The 24243-nt window shown below is 58.9% G+C and carries 24 protein-coding genes and 1 tRNA gene; 2 read left to right on the top strand and 23 right to left on the bottom strand.

The annotated features are described in order from the left end of the window. Window positions 1-402 precede the first annotated feature (402 nt). The 23 genes from VIL80_RS02250 to ffh all read right to left on the bottom strand — a co-directional run bounded on the left by VIL80_RS02250 (window position 403) and on the right by ffh (window position 22569). Window positions 403-492 (bottom strand) — tRNA-Ser (locus tag VIL80_RS02250). Between the two features lie 238 nt (window positions 493-730). Continuing rightward, entirely contained in the window at window positions 731-925 is a 195-nt protein-coding gene (csrA, locus tag VIL80_RS02245; protein ID WP_332034530.1) for a carbon storage regulator CsrA, read from the bottom strand. A 215-nt stretch (window positions 926-1140) separates the two neighbouring features. Then, entirely contained in the window at window positions 1141-2379 is a 1239-nt protein-coding gene (locus VIL80_RS02240) for an aspartate kinase (RefSeq protein ID WP_332034529.1), read from the bottom strand. Window positions 2380-2536: 157 nt separating this feature from the next. Further along, window positions 2537-5149, bottom strand: coding sequence for an alanine--tRNA ligase (gene alaS, locus VIL80_RS02235; protein WP_332034533.1), 2613 nt, complete (start codon window positions 5147-5149; stop codon window positions 2537-2539). Window positions 5150-5220: 71 nt separating this feature from the next. Next, window positions 5221-5583, bottom strand: a complete 363-nt coding sequence (locus VIL80_RS02230; RefSeq protein WP_332034528.1) for a histidine triad nucleotide-binding protein — start codon at window positions 5581-5583, stop codon at window positions 5221-5223. Between the two features lie 48 nt (window positions 5584-5631). Beyond that, complete coding sequence (locus tag VIL80_RS02225; protein WP_318955688.1) at window positions 5632-5820, bottom strand: Trm112 family protein; 189 nt, start codon at window positions 5818-5820, stop codon at window positions 5632-5634. A 132-nt stretch (window positions 5821-5952) separates the two neighbouring features. Next, window positions 5953-6813: an alpha/beta hydrolase gene (locus tag VIL80_RS02220; RefSeq protein ID WP_332034527.1), complete on the bottom strand. Its 861-nt coding sequence runs from the start codon at window positions 6811-6813 to the stop codon at window positions 5953-5955. Between the two features lie 136 nt (window positions 6814-6949). Then, window positions 6950-8437, bottom strand: a complete 1488-nt coding sequence (gene glpK / locus VIL80_RS02215; RefSeq protein WP_332034526.1) for a glycerol kinase GlpK — start codon at window positions 8435-8437, stop codon at window positions 6950-6952. Between the two features lie 109 nt (window positions 8438-8546). Continuing rightward, window positions 8547-9125 (bottom strand): regulatory protein RecX, encoded by a 579-nt coding sequence (locus VIL80_RS02210; protein ID WP_332034525.1) that lies wholly within the window; start codon window positions 9123-9125, stop codon window positions 8547-8549. A gap of 2 nt (window positions 9126-9127) precedes the next feature. Then, the gene (recA, locus tag VIL80_RS02205) at window positions 9128-10159 is read right to left on the bottom strand and encodes a recombinase RecA (protein ID WP_332034524.1); all 1032 of its coding nucleotides are present in this window, start codon (window positions 10157-10159) and stop codon (window positions 9128-9130) included. Between the two features lie 130 nt (window positions 10160-10289). Continuing rightward, window positions 10290-10808, bottom strand: a complete 519-nt coding sequence (locus tag VIL80_RS02200; protein ID WP_332034523.1) for a CinA family protein — start codon at window positions 10806-10808, stop codon at window positions 10290-10292. 29 nt (window positions 10809-10837) lie between these two features. Beyond that, the gene (locus VIL80_RS02195; protein WP_332034522.1) at window positions 10838-11353 is read right to left on the bottom strand and encodes a hypothetical protein; all 516 of its coding nucleotides are present in this window, start codon (window positions 11351-11353) and stop codon (window positions 10838-10840) included. Window positions 11354-11414: 61 nt separating this feature from the next. Continuing rightward, a complete protein-coding gene (locus tag VIL80_RS02190; protein WP_332034521.1) occupies window positions 11415-12041 on the bottom strand; it encodes a LysE family translocator in 627 nt (208 codons plus the stop codon). Between the two features lie 13 nt (window positions 12042-12054). After that, the gene (locus tag VIL80_RS02185) at window positions 12055-12966 is read right to left on the bottom strand and encodes a DMT family transporter (RefSeq protein ID WP_332034520.1); all 912 of its coding nucleotides are present in this window, start codon (window positions 12964-12966) and stop codon (window positions 12055-12057) included. Between the two features lie 80 nt (window positions 12967-13046). After that, entirely contained in the window at window positions 13047-14777 is a 1731-nt protein-coding gene (gene recJ / locus VIL80_RS02180) for a single-stranded-DNA-specific exonuclease RecJ (RefSeq protein WP_332034519.1), read from the bottom strand. Between the two features lie 87 nt (window positions 14778-14864). Further along, on the bottom strand, window positions 14865-16256 hold the full coding sequence (gene thrC, locus VIL80_RS02175; protein ID WP_332034518.1) for a threonine synthase: 1392 nt from the start codon (window positions 16254-16256) through the stop codon (window positions 14865-14867). 75 nt (window positions 16257-16331) lie between these two features. Continuing rightward, complete coding sequence (locus tag VIL80_RS02170) at window positions 16332-17639, bottom strand: homoserine dehydrogenase (protein ID WP_332034532.1); 1308 nt, start codon at window positions 17637-17639, stop codon at window positions 16332-16334. A 296-nt stretch (window positions 17640-17935) separates the two neighbouring features. Further along, on the bottom strand, window positions 17936-18685 hold the full coding sequence (locus VIL80_RS02165) for a DsbC family protein (protein WP_332034517.1): 750 nt from the start codon (window positions 18683-18685) through the stop codon (window positions 17936-17938). A 227-nt stretch (window positions 18686-18912) separates the two neighbouring features. Then, entirely contained in the window at window positions 18913-19263 is a 351-nt protein-coding gene (gene rplS / locus VIL80_RS02160) for a 50S ribosomal protein L19 (protein ID WP_105101371.1), read from the bottom strand. Between the two features lie 78 nt (window positions 19264-19341). Further along, window positions 19342-20109, bottom strand: coding sequence for a tRNA (guanosine(37)-N1)-methyltransferase TrmD (gene trmD, locus VIL80_RS02155; protein ID WP_332034516.1), 768 nt, complete (start codon window positions 20107-20109; stop codon window positions 19342-19344). After that, window positions 20109-20663 carry a ribosome maturation factor RimM gene (gene rimM, locus VIL80_RS02150; protein WP_414684512.1) on the bottom strand — a complete coding sequence of 185 codons (555 nt, stop codon included), beginning with the start codon at window positions 20661-20663 and terminating at the stop codon, window positions 20109-20111. Before rimM ends, trmD begins: the two co-directional genes overlap by 1 nt. Before the next feature lie 36 nt (window positions 20664-20699). Beyond that, the gene (rpsP, locus tag VIL80_RS02145; RefSeq protein WP_318954658.1) at window positions 20700-20939 is read right to left on the bottom strand and encodes a 30S ribosomal protein S16; all 240 of its coding nucleotides are present in this window, start codon (window positions 20937-20939) and stop codon (window positions 20700-20702) included. 211 nt (window positions 20940-21150) lie between these two features. Then, the gene (gene ffh / locus VIL80_RS02140) at window positions 21151-22569 is read right to left on the bottom strand and encodes a signal recognition particle protein (RefSeq protein ID WP_332034514.1); all 1419 of its coding nucleotides are present in this window, start codon (window positions 22567-22569) and stop codon (window positions 21151-21153) included. A 150-nt stretch (window positions 22570-22719) separates the two neighbouring features. Here ffh and VIL80_RS02135 point away from each other — a divergent pair, with 150 nt between their 5' ends. Together VIL80_RS02135 and VIL80_RS02130 are read left to right on the top strand one after the other, a co-directional pair. Beyond that, on the top strand, window positions 22720-23523 hold the full coding sequence (locus VIL80_RS02135) for a cytochrome C assembly family protein (protein ID WP_332034513.1): 804 nt from the start codon (window positions 22720-22722) through the stop codon (window positions 23521-23523). A 78-nt stretch (window positions 23524-23601) separates the two neighbouring features. Further along, on the top strand, window positions 23602-24243 hold a 642-nt coding region (locus VIL80_RS02130; RefSeq protein WP_332034531.1), incomplete at its 3' end, for a CNNM domain-containing protein.

Here is a 24243-nt window from a genome sequence, read left to right as displayed (position 1 = left end):
TCGAATTTTTAAACAACTCAGCGTGACGCTCGGTCATCACTGGGGACGCGTATTCTACACATCCAATCTGCTGAAGCAAGTGCTTTTTCGCAGACTTTTTCCGCTTCGAAACCCTTACAAATCAAGGTCTTTCGAAGCGCTGACCACCTCTCGGTGATCTCGAGAAGGGCGCGCATTATATCGAGCCATTCTCGCTTGGCAAGCTGTTTTTTGACTTTCGCTCACCAGGGGAAACCCCTTGAAAATCAACAACCTATCTTGCCGTTCTCGCCACCTCTGCAGCGGCGAGGGCGCGAACTATATACAAGGCAACCAATGTAGACAAGCAGCATTTCGCCACTCAATCACCAGCACCCTGTGTTGCGCATAAAAAAACACCCTCAAGCGAGAGTGTTTTCTATATGGCGGTGAGGGAGGGATTCGAACCCTCGATGAGTGTTAACCCATACGCCCTTAGCAGGGGCGCGCCTTCAGCCACTCGGCCACCTCACCGGATTTTTTAACCAGCACCCAACTTGATACTGGCCACCCCTTCCGGAGCTCAGCGATCAAAAACTTTTCTGCTCTTGGCCGCTGAAAGTGGTGGGCATCTTACCAGCGGTCCGACAAAAATCAATGGGGAATCAATAACTTTTTGCAATTTCTTCAAGGGCGACCACAAATTGCACAGACACAAAAAAAGGCCGCCGCAGCGACCTTTTTTTGGAGGGTACCGCCTAGAAGATCAACTTCACTCGGCGTCACCCTCACCTGGAGTTTGCTTCTCACGCTGAATGCGCTGGTAAATCTCTTCGCGATGAACAGCAACTTCCTTGGGTGCATTGACACCGATCCGCACCTGGTTGCCCTTTACGCCCAACACGGTAACCGTCACATTATCACCAACCATCAGTGTCTCACCGATACGGCGGGTTAAAATCAACATTACCTACTTCTCCTTGATCATCCTGTGATTTGGCACGACCGGTTATCCCTGGCCCGCGCCTGGGGCCATAATAACCCGAGAAAGCTGCAAACCGAGAATCTTGTCCGTCACTTTATTCAGTATTGCCCAGACGTTGGAAATCTCAACAGGTCGCACCAGGCGCCAAACGACCAAATTGCTATGATCACTGGCGCCATCGTTCACTCTAGTTATAGTTATTCAGAAGCCTTTGGCTCAGATAGCTCAAAGGCACTATGAAGGGCGCGTACTGCCAACTCCAGATAGCGCTCGTCGATAATGACTGAAATCTTGATTTCAGAGGTGGTGATCATCTGAATGTTGATGTTGTCATCACCCAGAGCTTCGAACATGCGAGATGCGACATTGGCGTGAGAGCGCATCCCCACCCCTACGATTGAAACCTTGGCGATCTTGTCGTCCGAAACAACTTCGCGGGCGCCCAGTTCCTCGGCCACACGCTCCAGCACCTTGCGCGCCTTGCTCAAATCATTGCGGTGAACGGTAAAGGTGAAGTCCGTAGTGCCGTCAATCGCACTGATATTCTGAACGATCACATCCACTTCGATGTTTTCAGCACCCACCGGCGCCAGAATGCGACACGCCACTCCGGGTGTATCCGGTACACCGCGGATGGTCAGTTTCGCCTCGTCGCGATTGAAAGCGATGCCGGATACTACTGGCTGTTCCATTTCGTTGTCTTCCTCATCCAGACTAATCAGCGTGCCATTACCCTCTTCAAACGTAGAGAGCACACGTAGAGGCACTTTGTACTTCCCAGCAAACTCAACCGCGCGAATCTGCAAAACCTTGGAACCGAGGCTGGCCATTTCCAGCATTTCTTCAAAGGTGATGCGATCAAGGCGGCGAGCACTATCCACGACCCGGGGATCGGTGGTGTAAACGCCGTCAACGTCGGTGTAGATCTGACATTCGGTCGCATTCAATGCTGCCGCCAGAGCAACGCCCGTTGTATCCGAGCCTCCGCGACCAAGGGTTGTGATATTGCCCTCATCATCGACGCCCTGGAAACCGGCAACCACGACGACCTTGCCGGAGTCGAGGTCACGACGCATCCGCTCTACATCGATATGCTGAATACGGGCCTTGGTATGGGCGTTATCCGTAAGAATCTTGACCTGTCCGCCAGTGTAAGAGCAGGCATCATAGCCGCGCTTTTTCAGCGCCATACTCAGCAGCGCAATGGTCACCTGCTCACCGGTTGAAACCAGCACATCCATCTCGCGAGGGTCCGGATGCTCCTGGATCTGTCGCGCCAGGTCGATCAGTCGGTTGGTCTCCCCGCTCATCGCGGAAAGCACCACCACCATATCGTGACCTTGCGCCTTGAAACCGGCGACCTTGTCAGCGACAGCCTCAATGCGCTCCACTGAGCCCACAGAAGTGCCACCATATTTCTGCACGAACAAACTCATCGTTCTAGTGTTCCTTACTACCTAAGTGCGCGGCACCCGACTCGCGCGTGTCGCGCACTTAATCACCAAACCCCGGGCAAATCAACTCCAAAACGACAATTTACGCCGGCGCCAAGCCTGCATTTCCGGAATCGCCAACACAATCGGCTAATTGGTTTCACTTGATATTGCTTTTCACCCACTCCGGCACCGCCTTCAACAGCTCGGGCAATGCATCGACGTCGACACCTCCGCCCTGGGCCATATCCGGACGACCACCGCCCTTGCCCCCCAGCTGGCCAGCGGCGAAACGCATCAGATCACCCGCGGCCAATCGGCCGGTAAGATCCTTGGTGACCGCGGCAATCAGGGCGACCTTGTCTTCACCGGGCGCGGCCAGCAGCAAGATGCCACTACCCAGTTTGTTTTTGAGCTGATCCGCCAGATCCCGTAGAGATTTTGCATCTGCACCCTCAATAGAGGTTGCCAGTAACTTCACTCCCGCAACCTCGATGGCCTGACTCATCAGATCGCCACCCGCACCACTGGCGAGCTTGGTTTTCAACTGAGCGAGCTCTTTCTCCAGCTTGCGATTGTTGGCAAGCAGCTGCTCCACCTTGTCCGCCAGGTTCTCTGGACGGGCCTTCAACAGGGTTGCCGCGTGATCCAGGCGCTGCTGGGCCTGATCGAAAAGCGCAAGCGCGTGAGCGCCAGTGACCGCTTCGATTCGACGCTGCCCGGAAGCAATACCGCTCTCTCCAACAATGCGCAGCAAACCGATATCGCCGGTGCGCTTTACATGGGTACCGCCACAAAGCTCAACGGAAAAGGTGCCCGCTTCACCACTTTCACCCATAGAGAGTACGCGAACGGTATCGCCATACTTCTCACCGAACAGTGCCATGGCACCCTTCGCTTTGGCGGTATCGATATCAGTCTCTTCGGTTTCCACCGGTGTATTTGCGCGAATCTGGCTATTCACCAAGGCTTCGATCGCGCGCAACTGTTTGATGGTGACCGCTTCGGGATGGGAGAAATCAAAGCGCAGGCGCTCGGAATCCACCAGCGACCCTTTCTGGGTGACATGCTCACCCAGCACCTTGCGCAGCGCTGCGTGCAGCAAATGGGTGGCGGAGTGATTGAGCGCCGTGGATTGACGAACTTCCTCTGCCACATCCGCATCAACTTCGTCGCCCACCGCCAGACTTCCGGAAAGAAGCTTGCCCTGATGCAAGTGGTGGCCACCCAGCTTGGTACAGTCGGATACCTCGAAACGACCGGCCGCTGCCTGCAGGTATCCGCTGTCGCCAACTTGGCCACCGGACTCCGCATAAAACGGGGTGCGATCCAGAACAACCGCTCCGAACTCCCCCTCCTCCAGACGATCCACCTGCTCCCCGTCTTTGACGATGGCGAGCACTTGGCCAGAGGCAGAAACACCGTCGTAACCGAGAAATTCCGTTGCACCCTCAATATTCAGGCTGCCGGTATAGTCCTGTTTGAACTTGCCCGCAGCGCGCGCGCGCTCGCGCTGGGCTTCCATCGCAGTTTCATAGCCAGCCATATCCAGCGTCAGGCCGCGTTCGCGGGCGATATCCTGAGTCAGGTCGGTCGGGAAACCGTAGGTATCGTGCAGGGTGAATACCAGATCACCGGGCACTTCAGTGCCCTCGAGGGATTCCAGTGCTTCATCCAGCAGTGCCAGGCCCTTGTCGAGGGTTTTGGCAAATTGCTCTTCTTCTTTGCGCAGAGCATTTTCAATCAGCGACTGTTTTTCACGGAGTTCCGGATAGGCCTCACCCATCTCCTGCACCAGTGCAGACACCAGCTTGTAGAAAAAGATTTCTTGGTGACCGAGCTTGTGCCCGTGGCGAATCGCACGACGAATAATACGGCGCAGTACAAATCCACGCCCTTCATTGGACGGCATAACGCCATCGGCAATCAGGAAGGAACAGGAGCGAATGTGGTCGGCAATCACCCGCAGGGATTTTTCTTCGGTATTCGCGCAGCCGACAATTTCCCCAGCAGCCTTCAGCAGTGCCTGGAACAGGTCGATTTCATAGTTGGAGTGCACGCCCTGCATAACTGCAGCGATACGCTCGAGCCCCATACCGGTATCTACCGAAGGTTTGGGCAACGGGTGCAGCTCGCCATCGGCGGAACGCTCGAACTGCATGAATACCAGGTTCCAGACCTCGATATAGCGATCGAGGTCGTCGTTTTCGGATCCGGGGGGACCACCGGGAACATCTTCGCCGTGATCGTAGAAAATTTCCGAACTGGGACCACAGGGACCGGTATCTCCCATTTGCCAGAAGTTGTCTTCATCCAGACGGGAGAAACGGTCGGCGCTAACACCAACTTCTTTCAGCCAGATATCCGCGGCTTCATCGTCGCTGATGTGCACGGTGACCCACAGACGCTCTTCCGGAAGATTCAGTACTTTGGTCAGAAACTCCCAGGCAAACTGGATGGCTTCGCGCTTGAAGTAGTCACCGAAACTGAAGTTACCCAGCATTTCGAAAAAGGTGTGGTGACGCGCGGTGTAGCCGACGTTTTCCAGGTCGTTGTGTTTACCACCGGCGCGTACACAGCGCTGTGAACTGGTGGCGCGCACATAGGGGCGCGGGTCCTGCCCGAGGAAGGTATCCTTGAACTGCACCATGCCGGCGTTGGTGAACAGCAGGGTCGGGTCATTACCCGGTACCAGCGAGCTGGAAGCCACCCGGGTGTGCCCCTGCTCGGCAAAGTAGTTGAGAAATGCTTCGCGTATCTGTGCGCTCTTCATCCAGCCAATTTCCACATCGTCAGTAATAAACACCGGTACCGGTACTCGGTACCATTCATCAAATTCTCTGCTCAGTCCCGCAGATCGTCCGCTAAACCGGCTTCAGGCATCTTGCGCTGAGCCAGCAAATGGATATGCAGGTGAAACACGGTTTGCCCCGCCCCACGGCCATTGTTGACCACCAAGCGGAAGCCATCTTCCAGCTTGAGACGCCGCGCCACGTCAGCGGCCACCCACATCAGATGCCCCAGCAGCGGGGCGTGCTCGACTCGCGCTTCGGCGAGGCTGACCAGCGGTATGCGGGGAATAATCAGCAGGTGCGTGGGCGCCTGGGGCGACCGGTCCTCAATGACGATGCATTGATCGTCTTCATACAATCGCCGCGCCGGCAGCTCACCGGCCATGATCCGGCTGAACACACTGGTTTCTGCCATCTTCGCCTCCCTGGCGCCGAACAAGGCCCCGGCAACGTCTCTACGGAGTTACTTTTCCAGCTTTTCGTCCGCGGTCAGCTGACGCGCTTCAGACTCAAGCATTACCGGGATGCCATCCCGTATCGGATAGGCCAGGCCGCTGGCCTTGCACACCAACTCCTGGGTTTCTTCGCGGTACTCAAGCGGTGCCTTGCTGACCGGACAGACCAGCAGGCTCAACAGTTTTTTGTCCATGATTCACTCTGCAACGGCCTGAGGCCCGCTAAGAGCGCGCCTCAGGTCAAAAATGACCGCGTATGGTACAACGCTTTTCGGGGGTTTTCACCGCTGGCAGCAGAATTGCGAATGAGGGGTAAACAGGGGCCAGCCTCAGAGGCTGGCCAGATCCCGCTGCGCCGGGGACGGGCGTCGCGACAGAGCATTGAGGTGCCCAACCAGTAGATCGAGCGCTCTCGCGCCATCTCCCGGTTCATTGAATATCTCGTGGTAAGCCCCGGGAAAGCTGCACAGACGGTGGACATCCCCCCGCAGGCCGTCAAACCAGCGGCAACTGGCGGCTGAGTCCACCAGCTTATCGTCCTCCGGCACCAGCAGCAGGCAGGGGACTTCAATTGCCTCGGGGTGCGCCAACAGTCGCTCTCGCACCTGCCGGTAACCGGCGTACCAGCGGGGTGTTATCCGGTTGTGTACCAGGTCGTCCTTGCGGTATGCGTCGACAACGTCCGGATCGCGACTGATCCACTGCACCTGCAAACGATTGGACAGTGGCAGACTCGGGCATACCTTCCCAAGCAGGCTCAGCAAGCGCAACTCAAGTCCCGAGGGTTCATTCGTTCCGACAAAGGCCGGCGCGGAAAGCACCAGGCTATCGACCGAGCAGTTCTCTTCCGAACTCGCGATACTGGCACAGGCGATCACGCCCCCCATACTATGCCCCAATAAATGAAGCGACAAACCCGCGTTTTCGTGTCTCACCACGCGGATAAACTGGCAGAGGTCGCGGGAGTAATCAGCAAAATCACAGATATCCCCGCGGCGTCCGGGGGACTGACCGTGACCACAGTGATCCAGCGCATAGACACTGTAGCCGCTGGCGTTGAGTGCACTTGCGAACTGCCGGTAGCGACCGCTGTGCTCACCCAATCCGTGAGACACCACAACCACGCCCAACGCATTTTCGACCCACCATCGCCGGTAGTGCAGTCGCAAACCTCTGGATTCAAAATACATGGCTTTCTCCTTTTTATCGTTATGTACGGATACTGCCACTTCGATGTGATCGAAGTATTTCCGGATCGATTTTTGGGCCTGGCAAACTAACGGTCAGCCTCACTCTCATCATTCGCGTTGGTCGTTTCACACGACTCTAGCCAGGCCGGTAGCTGCGGCAGGCAGCTACTGCCTTACGCCAGCCATCCAATAGCGCCCGCCGCTGCAACTCACCCATCTGGGGCAGGAAATCCTGCTCGATATCCTGTAGCGACTCCGGAAGCTGCTCGCCCCCCCAGATACCGGCGCCGATGCCGGCGAGGAGCGCGGCACCGACCGCCGTGGACTCAATCTGTCGAGGCCGCTCAACCCGCAGGCGGGAAATATCCGCCTGGAACTGCATAAGGAAATTATTGGCACTGGCACCGCCATCGACACGCAGACACTGCAGTTCCACACCCAAGGCCTGCGCCATCAGGCTCGCGAGTTCGTGGCACTGATAGGCTATGGACTCCAGGGTTGCCCGCACCAGTTCCGCCCTCCCCGCTCCCCGGGTCAACCCGAATACTGCCCCACGCGCGGCTGCATCCCAGTGCGGCGCACCGAGACCACTGAATGCCGGCACCAGATAAACACCGCGGGTGTCCGGGATGGCCTGGGCGATCTGCTCGGTTTCCGCCGCCTGCTGGATCACGCCCATATCGTCCCGCAGCCACTGTACCGCCGCGCCGCCATTGAACACCGAACCCTCGATCGCGTATTGCGGTTGCCCCACGTGGTCACAGGCAATGGTTGTAAGTAGCCCCTCGGGTACCAGCGGCCGGCGCTGACCGGCGCTGGCCAACATAAAGCACCCAGTTCCATAGGTATTCTTCAGGCTGCCGGGAAGGATACAGCCCTGACCAAACAGGGCGGCCTGCTGGTCTCCGGCGACACCCGCGATGGGTACCTCAGCCCCCAGGAAAGACTCCGCCGAGGTCTGGGCAAATACACCGGCGGACGGCCTTATTTCCGGCAAAATCGATCGGGGGCAGTCGAACAGCTCCAGCAGGTCATCGTCCCACTGGCGGCGATCCAGATTGTAGAGCAGGGTCCGACTGGCATTGGTGTGATCGGTGAGGTGCGCCCGACCACCGGTAAGCCGCCAGATCAGCCAGCTATCCACAGTGCCAAAGCAGAGCTGCCCGGCCCTGGCGCGACGGTGCAGCTCCGGTTCGCTACGGAAAATCCAGTGCAGTTTGCTGGCGGAAAAATATGCGTCGAGCAACAGCCCGGTGCTGGCACGCACCATAGACTCGGCACCGGCCTCTTTGAGCCCGGCGCAGATATCCGCGGACCGGCGGCACTGCCAGACGATGGCCGGATGCACCGGCTGCCCGGTCTTGCGGTCCCACAGCACCGTGGTTTCACGCTGGTTGGTGATCCCCACAGCCCGCAGGTCTGTCGCGGCAATCCCGGCACGCTGCAGGGCTGCAGCGCAGACTTTGAGCGTAACTTGCCAAATTTCTTCAGCATCGTGCTCAACCCAACCCGGGCGGGGATAGTATTGGGGGAATTCGGAGTAGCTGCGGCCGCACAGCCGGCCGTCAGCATCGAAAACAAAGGCGGTGGTACCGGTCGTACCCTGGTCGATAGAGAGGATCATCGCGGCTCGCTTCTGGTTATTCTACAGGCCGGCCATCCCACCTAGGTGGGCGCAAATGGTTCCACGGCCAGTATATACGCTCAACAGAAGCCTGCGTCAGTCCCGTTAACTACCCTTCGCTATGCCGCCCGGCATCCAGCTCCGCGAGCGCATACTGAATCGCATCGGTAAAAAAGCCCCGGTAAGCGAGGTAGCGCTGGCGGCGGGCACGCTCTTTCATCTGCTGCTCCCTGGGCTCGGCCACATCTACAGGCCGGCGGAATTTGCGCTGCAGCTGATCCAACGCCAGCTGAAACCAATCCACTTCTTCCTGCATCTGCTCCATTGCAGCCTGTATCAGCGCCGACTCCACACCGCGCAGCTGTAATTCCTGACGAATACGCAGCGGCCCCTGTCCCCGATTTGCCCGCGAGCGGCAAAATACCTCGGCAAAGCGCCGGTCGGACTGGTAATTGAGCTCCTGTAGCCGCGCTAGAAGCCTGTCGAAATCGCCGCCGGGGTACTTGGGCTGTAACTTCTGGCGCAACTCCTGGCAGGAGTGCTCGCGGCGGGAGAGAAGATCGAGAGCGGCGCTGAACAACGCCTGGAAGGTCTCGGTGGAATCCACCGGAGATGAAGGACTGGGAGGGGAACCACTTTCCGGCAGCCCGCCTTGCGGGCCGCCGGAATCATATTGCGGAAAAGACAAAATCAGTCTTCCGCGGCTTCCACTGCCGCCGGCTGGGCAGCGCCGGCTTCACCCAGCAGCTGGGCACGCAGCTGGGTTTCGATTTCATTGCGGATATCCGTGTTTTCCTTCAGGAATTTGGCAGCATTGGCCTTGCCCTGACCGATCTTGTCGCCCTTGTAGCTGTACCAGGCACCGGCTTTATCGATCAGGCCCAGCTTGACGCCATAGTCGATAATCTCGCCCAGCAGGTTGGTACCCTCGCCGTACATGATTTGGAACTCCGCCTGCTTGAACGGCGGCGCCACCTTGTTCTTGACCACTTTGACCCGGGTCTCGTTACCGACGACTTCCTCGCCCTCTTTCACCGAGCCAATGCGGCGAATATCGAGGCGCACAGACGAGTAGAACTTGAGCGCGTTACCGCCGGTGGTGGTTTCCGGGGAGCCGAACATCACGCCGATCTTCATGCGGATCTGGTTGATGAAGATACACAGAGTATTGGTGTTCTTGATGTTACCGGTCAGCTTACGCAGTGCCTGGGACATCAGGCGCGCCTGCAAACCGACGTGGGAATCGCCCATCTCACCTTCGATTTCCGCGCGGGGGGTCAGCGCCGCCACGGAGTCCACAACCAGCACGTCCACCGCGCCAGAGCGCACCAGCATATCTGCCACTTCCAGGGCCTGCTCACCGGTGTCCGGCTGGGAGACGATCAATTCGTCGACATTGACGCCGAGCTTTTCTGCGTAGATCGGGTCCAGCGCGTGTTCCGCATCCACGAAAGCGCAGGTACCGCCCTTGCGCTGGGCTTCGGCAATCACCTGCAGGGTCAGGGTGGTTTTACCGGAAGATTCCGGGCCATAGATCTCAACAATACGGCCGCGGGGCAGACCACCAATACCGAGGGCCACATCCAAGCCCAGGGAGCCGGTGGAAATGGCGGGGATAGGCTCGCGTCCCTTTTCCCCCATGCGCATGACGGTGCCCTTGCCAAACTGGCGCTCGATCTGAGACAGCGCCGCCTGTAATGCCTTGTCTTTGTTGGAATCCATGACCTTTCCCGTGTACGTGAAGATTGGTTATGGGGAGGGAGCTTAGAGAAAAATTACTGTATAAGCAACCAGTAATCCGGAATAGGTGGTTCCCGGTCGGCAAAATCCACCGGGAACATCGAGAGGGAAATTATTTGCGATGAACCTCGGCAATCGACAACAGGCCCCGCAGCGCTTCTGCCACCGTCTGCGCCTGAATATCGCCTCGACTGCCATGAAAATGCATACAGCGGGCATCCGCTTGCAGCGGCTCCTGTCCCACACCGTGGGCCCAGGCGATCCAGACGGTTCCCACAGGTTTGTCGTCACTCCCGCCATCTGGCCCGGCAATGCCGCTGACGGCAACGGCGAGATTGGCGTCCAGCCGGTTCAGCACGCCTACCGCCATCTGCCGCACTACCGGTTCACTGACAGCACCAAACTGCTCCAAGTCTCGCGGATCCACCCCGAGGAAATCCCGCTTGATACGGTCTGCGTATGACACTACCGCACCGTCAAACCAGGCAGATGAGCCCGGAACTGAGGTAATGGCAGCGGCAACACCGCCCCCGGTGCAAGACTCGGCAGCGGTCACCCGCCAATTCAGCCGCTGTAACTCGCGGCCCAGCGCTTCAGCCAAGCCGTAAATATCGAGATCGAGATCGACCACCCCACTCCCCCCGAATCAATAGCTGTCGGTCAGATTTCGCTGCGACCTGATCCGGTTACCGGCTTCGGCGCGCAACTGGAAAATTGGTAACTCACATTGCCCACCGGGTCGAACCCCAGTTCCAGCGCGGCATCCAACATGCCCGAGGGAATGCGGTGTAGCAGGATGTCTCCGGTGGCACCACCGCACACCTGGGGGTACATACGGTCCGTGCGCACCCCACAGCGGGATTCCACTACCTGGATGCCGCTATCCACGAGTTTGCCGCGGCTCTGCTCAACCGTCAGGCCACCGCCTTCGCATTGTCTGGTTCCACGCGACTCCATCACCCACAACGTGTCGGTGACTTGCCCCTGGGGCCCGGAGTTCTGGGGGGATGCCGGTACAGAGGTCTCAGTGCTCGCGCCTTCGCTGTTCGAATCTTTGGGCATCATCTTGCTTTCCTCATTGCTCGGCTCCGGGGACTTCGCGCCGCGGTCATCGCAACCGGCGCAAACCAGTGCAGTGAGTGCCACCATCGCCACCATCCATTTTCCGAAACTCATAGTCTGCTCCTCGGTCTTTTCCCGGTTTCCGGCCATTTGCGAAAAATCCGCGCTGGTTCTGTCAGCTTAGCGCGAGCCAAACGCCCACGCCCAGCATCAGGGTACCAGCCATCCGGTTCATCAACCGCACATTCTCACCCCGATGCAACAGCCGACTCAAGCTGCGACCACCGCCGGCATAGATCAGCAGGCAAATGAACTCCAGTAACAGGATGATCGCCAGCAGGATACTCATCTGTGGCAGCAGGGCCTGATCCTGCCGGATAAACGGCGGCAACAGTGCGATAAAAAACGCCCAGCCTTTTGGATTTGCCACCGCAGTTACAAAACCCTGGGTGATCAGGGAGGTTGCGGACATCACCGGCTGCCCCTGTGCACTCGGCTCCACCAGCACGGCGCGCCCCCGCGCCCGCCACATCTGCACACCCAGGTAGGCAAGGTATACGGCACCGCAGTATTTGAACGCCTGGAACGCGGTGGGGTACTTCAGCATAAATGCTGCTATCCCAAGCACCGCTGCGATGGCTACCGTCGCAACACCGCACAGCTCACCAAGCATCATCCACAGGGTGCGACGGATCCCGAACGTCATGCCCATGGTGAGCGCCAAGGTCATGCACATCCCCGGGGTGATAGAGACAAAGAAAAACGTGGGTATGAACAGTGCCAAAGTGGACCAGTCGATCATAGGTTATCCGTATTCAGTGGTGGGCGCCGCTGTGGTTCCCGTAATGGCTGACGAACATTCCCGCCAGCATCAATCCACAACCAATAAATTCTTTTGCACTCAGCAGCTCATTCAGGAACAGCCACCCTGCGCCGACCGCGAACACCGATTCCAGACTCATGATGACGGTGGCGTGGGATGGCGCCGCATTACGCTGCCCCAGAAGCTGGAAGGTAAAGGCAATGGCAGTGGAGAACACCATCATGTAGGCAATGGGCCAGGCCGCATCCACGGCGGCCTGCAGTGTCGGCTGTTCGACAATCAGGGCGGCCACCGCCGACAGTACACCGCACACCAGGAACTGGATCGCCGCCAGGCGCAGAGCGTCGTATCGGTGCACCAGATAATCCGCGGACAATACCTGAATCGCGAATACGAAGGCGCTGGCAAATACCATCAAATCGCCAATCAGCTGCGCCTGCTCGGAAAAATCCGCCAGCCAGTAGAGGCCAAGCAGCGCCAGCGCGACACCACCCCAGGTCCAGCGATTGGTTTTATGGCCGAGGGACAGGCCAATGATGGGCACCAGCAGCAGGTAAAATCCACTGATAAAACCCGCACGCCCGGCGGTGGTGTATACCAAACTCGCCTGCTGCAATGCCGCCGCGAGGAACAACCAGAAACCGAGTAGCGCGCCGCCCGGCAAACACTTGCGCCAGCTGTGATGGATGACCGCGTCATCAGACTGCTGGGCTTTCAGTTGCCGCCGGGAAGAAAGCCAGTAGACGATGGGAACCAGCAGCAGTCCGCCAAGGAAAAAACGCCAGGCGTTGAACGCCAGTGGTCCAATATGCTCCATGGCAATTTTCTGCGGAACGAATGCTACGCCCCAGAACAAGGCCGCGAGCAGCAACAGTACTTCGGCCTTCGCCTGTTTTTGCTTCATACCGATCATCACCAGCGCACAGAGGCACACTCGCCTCCGCACAATTAGAAAAAAACCAAAGGTGGATTACGCGAAATAAATCAGAGCGGAATTATATGGCTGACCATCAACTGCAGTGACTGGCGTCCGCGAAATTCATTGATATCCAGCTTGAACGCCAGCCGCACTCTCTCAACCTGCGCCGGCCAGAACTCCGTGTCGATATTGAAGGCGATGGCATCCAGCGACTGCCGCGGGGCACACGTCGGTGCCACGACCATTTTCAGGTGACGCTCACCGACAATCCGCTGCTGCTGCAACACAAATTCACCGTCGAATTCGGGCTCCGGGAAGGCCTGCCCCCAGGGCGCACAGGCCCGCAATAGAGCAGCAGTCTCCATGGTGAACTCCTCCGCGCGCAATTCGCCGTCGGTCTCAATGACGGCCTGCAGCTGCGACGGCGTGAGCCTGCTACGCACAGCCTGCTCGAAAGCCTCGATAAAGGCCGGCAGATTTTCCGCGGGAAGACTGAGCCCCGCCGCCATGGCGTGCCCGCCAAACTTGCTGATCAGGTGCGGGTTGGCCGCGGCGACATCGCTCAGCGCATCGCGAATATGCAAACCCGGAATCGAACGTGCCGAACCCTTGATCAGGTTGTTGTCGCCGTCAGCGAAAGCGATCACCGGACGGTGAAATTTTTCCTTGATACGGCTGGCAAGAATACCCACCACCCCCTGGTGCCAGGCCCCGTCGTACAGGCACAGGCTCCAGGGCAGGCCATCGTCAGCAAGCTGCAACTGTTCCAGCGCGGCCATCGCTTCGCGCTGCATACCGGCCTCGATGGCCTTGCGATCCCGGTTTAGGCCATCCAGCTCTACCGCTAGCTCCCGCGCCTCCTGGGCATCGCAGGTGAGCAGGCAGCGAATACCGGTGCTGATATCGTCAAGCCGCCCGGCCGCATTGATCCGCGGACCGAGAATGAAACCGATGTCGGTGGTGGAAAGCCGGCTGCGGTCCCGCCCAGCCACATCCATCAACGCCTGAATACCCACGCGGCAGCGACCGGCACGAATCCGCGCAATGCCCTGGTGCACCAGCACCCGGTTGTTGTGATCCAGCGGCACCAGGTCCGCCACCGTACCGAGCGCCACCAGATCCAGATACTCGGCCATATTGGGCGCGGCAATACCGGACTCCGCAAACCAGCCCGACACCTCCAGTGCGGTCTTGAGGCGGCTGAGCAGATAGAAGATCACTCCCACGCCCGCCAGGTTCTTGCTGGGAAAATCACAACCCGGCTGATTCGGATTGACGATGGCATCCGCCTCCGGCAATTCGCTGCCGGGCAGATGGTGATCGGTGACAATGACTTTCAATCCTGCGGCGCGGGCGGCGGCGACACCGTCGACACTGCTGATACCGTTGTCCACGGTGATCAACAGATCCGGCTCGTACTCCCGCGCCACCTCGACTATCTCGGGGGTCAGGCCATAACCGAACTCGAAGCGATTCGGCACCAGGAAATCCACCGCTCCGGCGCCAAGCGCTCCCAGCGCCAGTACCGCGAGGGTGCTGCTGGTGGCGCCATCAGCGTCGAAGTCACCGACGATCAGGATTTTTTGCTGCTGACGCACCGCCGCCACCAGCAGGGAGACCGCTGCATCCACCCCGCGCATGGACTCGGGGCTGTGCAGGCGGGCGAGCTGGTGATCGAGCGCCTGGTCACTATCGACCCCGCGCCCCAACAGTACCCGTTGCAGAATCTCTGGTGTGGTAGAAGTAAAACGGCCAGCGGATAAATCCACTGGCCGTCTCTGAATGATGGTATTCATCGCGTCCGGTCGTTCTCGTTCCTGTCACCGCCGGCTCAGCCGGCAAAGCGCCATTCTAACGCCACCCCGGCGCGACTCAACCCGGCCTCAGGCCAATGCGCGCGAGATGAAATCGTGTATCGCGGAAAGCTCGTTTGGCAGTACTTGCAACCGCTCTTCGCGCTCCAGCAGGTCCTGCATATGGTGTGGCAGCGGCACCCTGGTACCCGGCAGTGCCTTGTCGACCGCTTCGGCAAATTTCGCCGGATGCGCGGTGGCGAGACATACCATCGGCTCGGCACTGGACTTGCGGGCGCGACGCGCGGCCTCCAGGCCGATGGCAGTGTGCGGGTCAAGCAGGTACTCGGTGGACTCGAACACCTCGCGGATCACCTCCACCGTGCGCTCGTCACCAACCCGCTCGGAAGAGAACAGGCGGCGGGCCTTTTCCAGTGCGCGCTCGTCGAGCTTCATTGCTGCACGGCGATCTGCCAGCAGTTCCGCCACTGCGGCGCCGTCACGGTCATACAGATCAAACAGCAACCGCTCGAAGTTACTGGACACCATGATGTCCATACTCGGCGACAGGCTGTGCACCAGCGGCTGCGGCGAGTGGTCATTGGCACTGATACAGCGGTGCAGGATGTCATTGGCATTGGTGGCGATCACCAGCTGGTTGATCGGCAGCCCCATGCCGCGCGCCAGATAGCCGGCGAAGATGTCGCCGAAGTTGCCGGTAGGCACGGAAAAATTGACCGGCCGGTGCGGACCGCCGAGGCTCAGTGCCGCATGGAAGTAGTACACGATCTGGGCCATGATCCGCGCCCAGTTGATGGAGTTGACTGCCACCAGACGGCGCCCATCCGGCAGGAAAGACTGGTCCGCGAAGCTCGCTTTCACCATGTTCTGGCAGTCGTCAAAATTGCCCTCGAGCGCAATATTGAAGACATTGTCCGACAGCACGGTGGTCATCTGCTTGCGCTGCACTTCCGATACCCGGTTGTGCGGGTGCATGATGAAAATGTCGATGTTGTCGCAGTGGCGGCAACCCTCGATCGCCGCAGAGCCGGTATCCCCGGAAGTCGCCCCCAGTACGACCACCTTCTCCCCACGCTTTTTCAGCAACAGGTCGAACAGCTGGCCGAGAAACTGCAGGGCAAAATCCTTGAATGCCAGCGTCGGGCCCTGAAACAGCTCCATCACCCACTCGTTGTGCCCGGTCTGTACCAGCGGCGCGATGGCGGCGTGACGGAAATTGGCGTAGGCGCGCTCGATGATACCGCGCATCTCGTCCTCGGTCAGATCCTCAGCGACGAAAGGCCACATGATGCGGAACGCCAGCTCGCTGTAATTCAGGCCCGCCATATCGGCGATTTCCTGCTGGCTGAATTTGGGCAAGTTTTCCGGTACATACAGGCCGCCATCGCTGGCGAGCCCGGTGAGTACGGTGTCGGCAAAGCTGAGAGACGGCGCGCGGCCGCGAGTACTGATAAATTTCACGGTGACTCTAATTCGACAGGTTCTGAATAAAGGAACACGGCAGACACATGGTGCCTGCCGCCAGAGGAAACGCAATCAACCGAGGGATTCGACCCGGATACGGACCACCGGCGCCTGGATCGTGTCCAGGGCCTCTATCTGGTTCACCGCTTCCTGAAGCTGGGACTCACGGGCGCGACTGGTCAGCAATACCACCGGCACCAGCTCTTCGTCTTCCGCGGGTTCATGCTGGATCAGCGCCTCGATACTGATACCCTGATCGCTGCAGATCTTCGCCACCTGGGACATCACCCCCGGCTTGTCGTGGGCAGCAATCCGCATGTAGTAACTGGTTTGGGTCTCGCTCATGGGCAACACATCGTCCAGGTTGCCCTGGTTGCCCTGGGTCACGCCAGCCAGCGGTACCCGCTGATCCGGGCGCACATTCAGGGTACGCGCGACATCCACGATATCCGCGATCACCGCAGAGGCTGTAGCCTCGGCACCGGCACCGGCACCGTAATAAAGAGTGGGGCCAACCGCGTCGCCGTAAACCAGCACCGCGTTCATCACCCCGTTTACGTTGGCAATAAGACGGCGCTGGGGGATCAGGGTGGGATGCACCCGCAACTCGACGCCGTCTTCCGTGCGACGCGCTATGCCGAGGTGCTTGATCCGGTAGCCCAGCTCATCGGCGTACAGGATGTCTTCACGGGCAATACCGCTGATACCCTCGGTGTACACCTTGTCGAATGCCAGTGGCATACCGAACGCCAGGGATGCCATGATCACCAGCTTGTGTGCGGCATCGATGCCCTCCACATCGAAAGTGGGGTCGGCTTCGGCGTAGCCCAGAGCCTGTGCCTGCGACAGCGCCTCCTGGAAGCTGCGGCCTTTCTCACGCATTTCCGTAAGGATGTAGTTGCCGGTGCCATTGATGATCCCCGCCAGCCACTGAATGCGGTTGCCAACAAGGCCCTCACGCAGGGACTTGATGATGGGGATACCACCGGCCACAGCGGCCTCGTAGGCAATCGTCACACCCTGCTCCGCCGCGGCGGCAAACAGCTCATTGCCGTATTCGGCGATCAGCGCCTTGTTGGCGGTGACGACATGCTTGCCATTGGCGATAGCCGTCAACACCAGCTCTCGGGCCACGGTGGTTCCGCCGATAAGCTCGACCAGTACATCCACCTCCGGGTTATTCGCCACATCGAAGATTTCACGGGTGACGTTCAGGTGGCTGGTGTCGCAATCGGGATTGTCACGGCGAGCGCCAATCTGGACGATTTCCACCTTGCGGCCACAGCGGGCGGCAATTTCGTCGCAGTTGCGGGCCATGACGTTGACTGTGCCACTACCTACGGTCCCCAGACCACAGATACCGATACGCACTGTGGGCACCGCGCCCGCAGCATTGGATTTTTCCGAAACCTTGGTAGTCGAAACCTTGGTGGCTTCGTCGGCGAATGCGCTCACAACTTCCCTCCGCGCATGACTGTATTGGAATACTGCGCAATAACTGGCGTATAAATCAAAAAAAGGTCGACAACCATACTGAGATCCCGGGGAAATTGTCAATTAAATTGCGCACAGCAATCAGACGGGAGGCAAAGCTGCCGATGCCCCCGGAAGCTCGCCTGCGACAAATACAAAAAAGGCCGGCAATTGCCGGCCTTTTTCGGGAGCCCACGAAAAGGTCACATACCCAATGCCTTGGCCAGGGTGTCCGGCGGCAGGTATCCCGGCACTACAGTACCGTCCTCCATCACAATGGTGGGCGTTCCACGCACGTCGATGACCTCATTACCCAGTTTGTACTGGGCGGCAACTGGATTGTCCTTGCACACATTGAGTGGCACATCCTTGCGGTTCTTGAGGTCCGTCAGGGCCTTGTTGGGATCATCTGCGCACCAGGCGGTGGCAATCTTGCGATAACCCAGGGAGTTCAAACCGGCGCGGGGGAACGCCAGATAGCGCACCTCGATACCACGGCGATTCAGCTCAGGCACGTCGTTGTGCAGTTTGCGGCAGTAACCACAATCCACATCGGTAAAGACATAGACATGTGCCTTGGTCTCACCCTTTGGAGAAAATACGATCATATCCTTGAGATCCTGCTTATCCAGGACTTCGGCACGCACTCGACCGCGACGCTGCTCAGACAGGTTCACCACCTGCTCTGACCCGACCTCGAACAAATCACCGGCGATAAAGTGACCGCCATCTTTGGATACGAACAACACGTTTCCGCCATTCACCTCGACCTCGTAAAGGCCCGGCACCGGGCTCTCACGTACCTCACCCAGCGCAGCATTGGGGTTTCCAGCGGAGAGTTTGGCCTTGATCTGCTTGGCGACGGCTTCATCTACGGCAGCAAAAGCAACCTGCCCGAGCAACAGGGAGGCCGTGGCGACAAGCGCCGTCAGTGGCTTGGCAAGAAAGGTCATGGTTGGGTTTGCTCCAGATTATTCGATGTTTCGACCGCGACTGCGGATACCAGTTCCAGCCAGTATGGCATCTGTCCCCCGCATTCGGACAACCAGGACGCGTTTTACTACAGACTGGCCCACGGTTCCACATCGGGAATCACGCCCGGAAAGCCATGTAGACACAGCTGGTTCCGCGGCATAAAAAAACCGGAGACATGCTCCGGTTTTTCTTGCGCAAGAGAAGCTTAGTTGAGCTTCTCTTTGATGCGAGCTGCTTTACCAGTCAGGCTGCGCAGGTAGTACAGCTTGGCCTGGCGAACATCACCGCGACGCTTCACAGCAATGCTATCTACCAGCGGGCTGTGAGTCTGGAAGGTACGCTCAACGCCAACACCGTGAGAGATCTTGCGCACAGTGAAGGAAGAGTTCAGGCCGCGGTTACGCTTGCCGATTACCACACCTTCAAACGCCTGCAGACGCTCGCGGTTACCTTCTTTAACCTTTACCTGTACCACTACGGTGTCGCCCGGGGCGAACTCAGGCAGCTCGGCTCTCAGCTGTTCTTGTTCCAGCTGCTGGATGATTTTGTTGGTCATTTGGAAGTCTCCAAAAGGGTTTTGTGTAGCCTCACGGCTAGATCACCGAATTACTCACGCCTCACGGCGAATCCGATATTAATTCTCGGTCCCGGCCGACGACTCCTGCAGGAACTCATCCAGCAGTTGCGTCTGTTCCGGGGTCAGCGCCAGCTTTTCCAGCAGGTCCGGCCTGCGCTGCTGCGTGCGCCCCAAGGCCTGCTTGAGACGCCAGCGACGTATTTTTTCATGGTTGCCGGAAAGCAAAACTTCCGGCACCCGGCTGCCCTGATAGTCTTCAGGACGGGTGTAGTGCGGACAGTCCAGCAGGCCCTGAGCGAAGGAATCCTCCACCGCGGACTGGTCGTGCCCAAGTGCCCCGGGGATCAAACGGGTAATGGCATCCACCATCACCATCGCCGCCAGCTCACCACCGCTGAGCACATAGTCACCTATCGACCATTCCTCGTCGATCAAGGACTCAACGATGCGCTCGTCGACGCCCTCGTAGCGACCGGCCAGCAATACCAGATTGCCACTTTGCGAAAGGTGCTCCACGCCACTCTGGTCCAGCTGCCGCCCTTGCGGGGACAGGTAGATCGAACGCGTAGCGCCGGCCTCTTCTGCCCAGCTGCGCGCCTCACGGAGCGCCTGCGACAGAGGTTCCGCCAGCATCACCATGCCCGGGCCACCACCATACGGGCGATCGTCGACAGTGCGATGCCTGTCGCAGGTAAAATCCCGCGGGTTCCAGCAGCGCACTTCCAGCAGCCCGTCTTTTACCGCCCGACCACTGATACCGTAATCGGTCAGTGCCGCGAACATCTCCGGAAAGATGCTCACCAGCGCGATACGCTTGGCTGCCATCAGAACTCGGGGTCCCAATCGACGAAAATCAAACCGGCTTCAAGATCCACCTTGGTGATGAACTCTCCGGGCAGATACGGAATCAGGCGCTCGCGCCCATCTTCACCGCCCCGCACCACCATGACATCGTTGGCACCGGTTTCCATCAGCCGCACCACTTCACCGAAGCGGTATTCGCGACCTTCAAACTGACTGATCATCTGCAGCCCCTGCAGTTGATGCCAGTAGTACTCACCGTCTTCCAGTTGCGGCATTTCACTGCCGGCAACGGCGATATCCCGCTGACAGAAGGTGGCCGCGATATCGCGGTCGTCCACCCCCTTGATATGCACGACCAGGCCTTTGCCGTGGCGCTTGCCCGCGTCGATCTCAAGAGGCTGCCAGCCTTCCTGGCCTCCTGCGCCGGGGGCCTGCAGCCACCAGCCGGAAAAATCCAGGATATTCTCCATCGGCTCGGTGTAGGAGTGCACCTTCACCCAACCGCGGACACCGTAAACCGCAGTAATACGCCCGACAGTGACCAAATTTTCGTTTACTAGCGAACGCTCAGCCACAGGCATACCCCGGTTTACAGACAGTCAGAATTCGGATCAGGCAGCGTCTTTCAGCAGCTTGCTGACGCGGTCAGACAGCTGAGCGCCCTGGCCTACCCAGAATTCAACGCGTTCGCGATCAACGCGCAGACGCTCTTCCTGACCACGGGCAACCGGGTTGAAGAAGCCAACACGCTCAATGAAACGACCGTCGCGGGATTTGCGGCTGTCAGTCACAGTCAGGTGATAAAAAGGGCGCTTCTTCGCACCGCCACGAGCCAAACGAATGGTTACCATGTAGCTATCCTGTAGTTTCAACACCAACCAGTCACCAAGGATGACCGGAACATTCCGCCTCACGGCGGTATTACAGATTTTGCCAAGGCAAAAACCTGTTGCTAAATCAATGTTCAGCGACCAAGGGCCAGCTGAAAGGCGGCGTATTCTAATGTACCGATCCCGGTTTGTATAGCGCGAATAAACCCGCCACAGACCGCCGCCCAAACACCTACTTCTTGCGGAAGCCCGGCGGCAAACCGCCACCCAGGCCACCCAATCCACCCATGCCGCCGGCACCGCCACCAAGCCCGGGCAGACCGCCAAGGCCGCGCATCATCTTGCTCATACCGCCGCCTTTCATTTTCTTCATCATCTTGCTCATCTGCTTGTGCTGCTTGAGCAGACGATTCAGATCCTGAATCTCCGTTCCGGAGCCGGCGGTGATACGGCGCTTGCGAGAACCGCTCAACATATCCGGGTTGCGGCGCTCCTCCGGCGTCATGGAGCCAATGATGGCGTCCATGCGGCGAAATTCCTTGCCCATATCCGCCTGCTGCGCCGCCTGGGCGAGACCACCCATTCCGGGGAGCTTATCCATCAAGGCGCCGAGACCACCCATATTCTGCATCTGCTGCAACTGATCGCGCAGATCCTCGAGATCGAAGCCCTTGCCCTTCTGGACCTTTTTGACCAGCTTTTCCGCCTTGCTGCGGTCGATCTTTTGCTCCGCCTGCTCGATCAGCGACAGAATGTCGCCCATGCCGAGAATGCGCGATGCAATACGGTCAGGGTGGAAGGTTTCCAGAGCATCGGTCTTCTCGCCAACACCGATAAACTTGATCGGCTTGCCGGTAACATGGCGCACCGAGAGCGCGGCACCGCCGCGGGCATCGCCGTCCGCCTTGGTCAACACCACACCGGTCAGCGGCAGTGCGTCATTGAAGGCACTGGCGGTATTGACCGCATCCTGGCCGATCATGGCATCGATTACGAACAGGGTCTCCGCCGGCTTCAACTCGCCGTGAAGCTCGCGGATCTCATCCATCAGCTGTTCGTCGATATGCAGGCGACCCGCGGTATCCACGATCAGCACGTCGGCAAATTGCTTGCGAGCAGCCGAGACCGCACCGCGAGCGATGTCCACTGGCTTCTGATCGGGCTCGGAGGGGTAGAAAATCGCACCCACCTCACCAGCCAGGGTCTCGAGCTGCTTGATGGCAGCCGGGCGGTAAACGTCCGCACTGACCACCATGACCTTTTTCTTCTCCCGCTCCTGCAGGTATTTGGCAAGCTTCGCCACACTGGTGGTTTTACCGGCACCCTGCAAGCCCGCCATCAGTATGACCGCCGGTGGCTGAACCGCGAGATTGAGCGGCGTGGCCGCCTCTCCCATCACCTTGACCAGCTCGTCCTGTACAATCTTTACGAACTGCTGACCGGGATTCAGCGCCTTGCTGACGTGCTGCCCTACCGCTGCAGTGCGCACCTGCTGCACAAACGCCTTCACCACCGGCAGTGCCACGTCTGCTTCCAGCAGCGCCTTGCGCACCTCCCGCAGCGTGTCGCGGATATTGTCATCCGTCAGGCGCGCCTTGCCCGTAACTTTTTTCAGTGCCGACGACAGACGGTCGCTCAGGTTGTCGAACATATCACCTTCTCAAATCGTAAAAGCCTGATGGTCCGGGTGCTACCGGTTCCCAAAAACGCGGCAGTATAGCCCAGCCGGGCTTTCCAGCACAGGCGCGCTGTGACACACTGCCCGCCCGGAACTTCAAGATAAAAACGACGGATCTACCCGATGGCGGCTCTGGCCCACTGGACGGCAATTGCACTCTACCTAGCCACTACAGGTGTAGCGGCTGCATCCCTGTCTCGCCATTCCCAGGCTTCCCGGCAACCATTGCTGCTCGGGCTGTTTGCGCTTGCCATCGTTGCCCACGGAGTTTCTCTGACGTTCACCCTCCTTTCAGAGCAGGGATTCCGCTTTGATCTCGCGGCTATGATGTCGCTAATCACCTGTTGTGTGGCTGTATTGCTGCTGCTCCTTTCGCTGCGCCACCGCCTCAACCTACTGATACTCGCCATCGCCCCGCTGGCGGCACTGGCGGAGATGGCCGCAGTGCACGCCTGGGGCGGGGTACCGCCGCGGGCGCAGATTTCGCCAGGCATTGCCGCCCATGCCCTGCTGTCCATTTCTGCGTACTCACTGCTGACACTGGCCACACTACAGGCGATCTACCTTTACTGGCTCAACCAGCAGTTGCACAACCACCGCCCGACGGGCATCAGCCGCATGCTGCCGCCCCTGCAGACCATGGAAAGCCTGCTGTTTGGGCTGATTGCCTTTGGCCAGCTGCTGCTTACCGCCTCACTGGTGACCGGCGCGCTGTTCGTTGACGATCTGTTCGCGCAGCATCTGGTACACAAAACCACCCTGTCGATCCTCGCCTGGATTCTCTACAGCATCCTGCTGTGGGGGCACTGGAAAAAAGGCTGGCGCGGCAATACCGCCGTGCGCTGGACTCTTTCCGCCTTCGCGGTACTGATGTTGGCATTTTTTGGCAGCAAACTCGCACTGGAAGTCATCCTTGCCCGACACTGACCGCGTCAAACTTGCGGGTACTGGCAAACTGTTCCAATATCGCCCTGATCCCATAAAAAGAGTTCTCCCTTGAACGAGATGCCCCCCGGCCTACTGTTTGCACTGATAGGCCTGTTGATAGTTATTTCCGCTTTCTTTTCCAGCTCTGAAACCAGCATGATGGCGCTGAACCGCTACCGCCTGCGCCATCAGGCAAAGAGCGGCCACCGCGGCGCCAAGCGCGCCGTGGACATGCTGTCGCGCCCGGACAAATTGATAGGCGCTATCCTGATTGGCAACAATCTGGTCAACATTCTCGCCACAAGTATCACTACAGCACTGTTCATGCGACTCTACGGCGAGGCTGGCGTCGCCTATGCCACCGTAGCCCTTACCTTTGTGGTACTCATATTTGCCGAGGTGACCCCGAAAACCATTGCCGCGCTCCACCCGGAAAAAATCGCATTCCCGGCCAGCGTGATTCTGCGCCCACTGATGTGGCTGATGGCACCTTTCGTATGGTTTGTAGGCAGTATTTCCAACGGTCTCGCACGCCTGGTAGGCGTGGAGGCCGGCAAGGAGTCCGAAGCCGAACACCTGGCACCGGAAGAGCTGCGCACCGTGGTATTTGAATCCGGTGCACTGCTGCCCACCAAGCACAAGGGCATGCTGCTAAACGTGCTGGATCTGGATCAGGCCACAGTGGAAGACATCATGATTCCGCGCAACGAGGTCATCGGT

It is taken from the genome of Microbulbifer sp., assembly GCF_036563125.1.
GTDB lineage: Bacteria > Pseudomonadota > Gammaproteobacteria > Pseudomonadales > Cellvibrionaceae > Microbulbifer.
Note: the sequence above shows the minus strand (reverse complement) of the source record. Positions and strands in the feature narration are given on the sequence as shown.

Bases quoted from the DNA above. Each gene is read 5' to 3' on its own strand.
- csrA (WP_332034530.1), bottom strand. From the start codon at position 925: ATGTTGATTTTAACCCGCCGTATCGGTGAGACACTGATGGTTGGTGAT.
- VIL80_RS02240 (WP_332034529.1), bottom strand. From the start codon at position 2,379: ATGAGTTTGTTCGTGCAGAAATATGGTGGCACTTCTGTGGGCTCAGTG.
- alaS (WP_332034533.1), bottom strand. From the start codon at position 5,149: ATGAAGAGCGCACAGATACGCGAAGCATTTCTCAACTACTTTGCCGAG.
- VIL80_RS02230 (WP_332034528.1), bottom strand. From the start codon at position 5,583: ATGGCAGAAACCAGTGTGTTCAGCCGGATCATGGCCGGTGAGCTGCCG.
- VIL80_RS02220 (WP_332034527.1), bottom strand. From the start codon at position 6,813: ATGTATTTTGAATCCAGAGGTTTGCGACTGCACTACCGGCGATGGTGG.
- glpK (WP_332034526.1), bottom strand. From the start codon at position 8,437: ATGATCCTCTCTATCGACCAGGGTACGACCGGTACCACCGCCTTTGTT.
- recA (WP_332034524.1), bottom strand. From the start codon at position 10,159: ATGGATTCCAACAAAGACAAGGCATTACAGGCGGCGCTGTCTCAGATC.
- VIL80_RS02195 (WP_332034522.1), bottom strand. From the start codon at position 11,353: ATGAGTTTCGGAAAATGGATGGTGGCGATGGTGGCACTCACTGCACTG.
- VIL80_RS02190 (WP_332034521.1), bottom strand. From the start codon at position 12,041: ATGATCGACTGGTCCACTTTGGCACTGTTCATACCCACGTTTTTCTTT.
- VIL80_RS02185 (WP_332034520.1), bottom strand. From the start codon at position 12,966: ATGAAGCAAAAACAGGCGAAGGCCGAAGTACTGTTGCTGCTCGCGGCC.
- recJ (WP_332034519.1), bottom strand. From the start codon at position 14,777: ATGAATACCATCATTCAGAGACGGCCAGTGGATTTATCCGCTGGCCGT.
- VIL80_RS02165 (WP_332034517.1), bottom strand. From the start codon at position 18,685: ATGACCTTTCTTGCCAAGCCACTGACGGCGCTTGTCGCCACGGCCTCC.
- rplS (WP_105101371.1), bottom strand. From the start codon at position 19,263: ATGACCAACAAAATCATCCAGCAGCTGGAACAAGAACAGCTGAGAGCC.
- trmD (WP_332034516.1), bottom strand. From the start codon at position 20,109: ATGGCAGCCAAGCGTATCGCGCTGGTGAGCATCTTTCCGGAGATGTTC.
- rpsP (WP_318954658.1), bottom strand. From the start codon at position 20,939: ATGGTAACCATTCGTTTGGCTCGTGGCGGTGCGAAGAAGCGCCCTTTT.
- ffh (WP_332034514.1), bottom strand. From the start codon at position 22,569: ATGTTCGACAACCTGAGCGACCGTCTGTCGTCGGCACTGAAAAAAGTT.
- VIL80_RS02135 (WP_332034513.1), top strand. From the start codon at position 22,720: ATGGCGGCTCTGGCCCACTGGACGGCAATTGCACTCTACCTAGCCACT.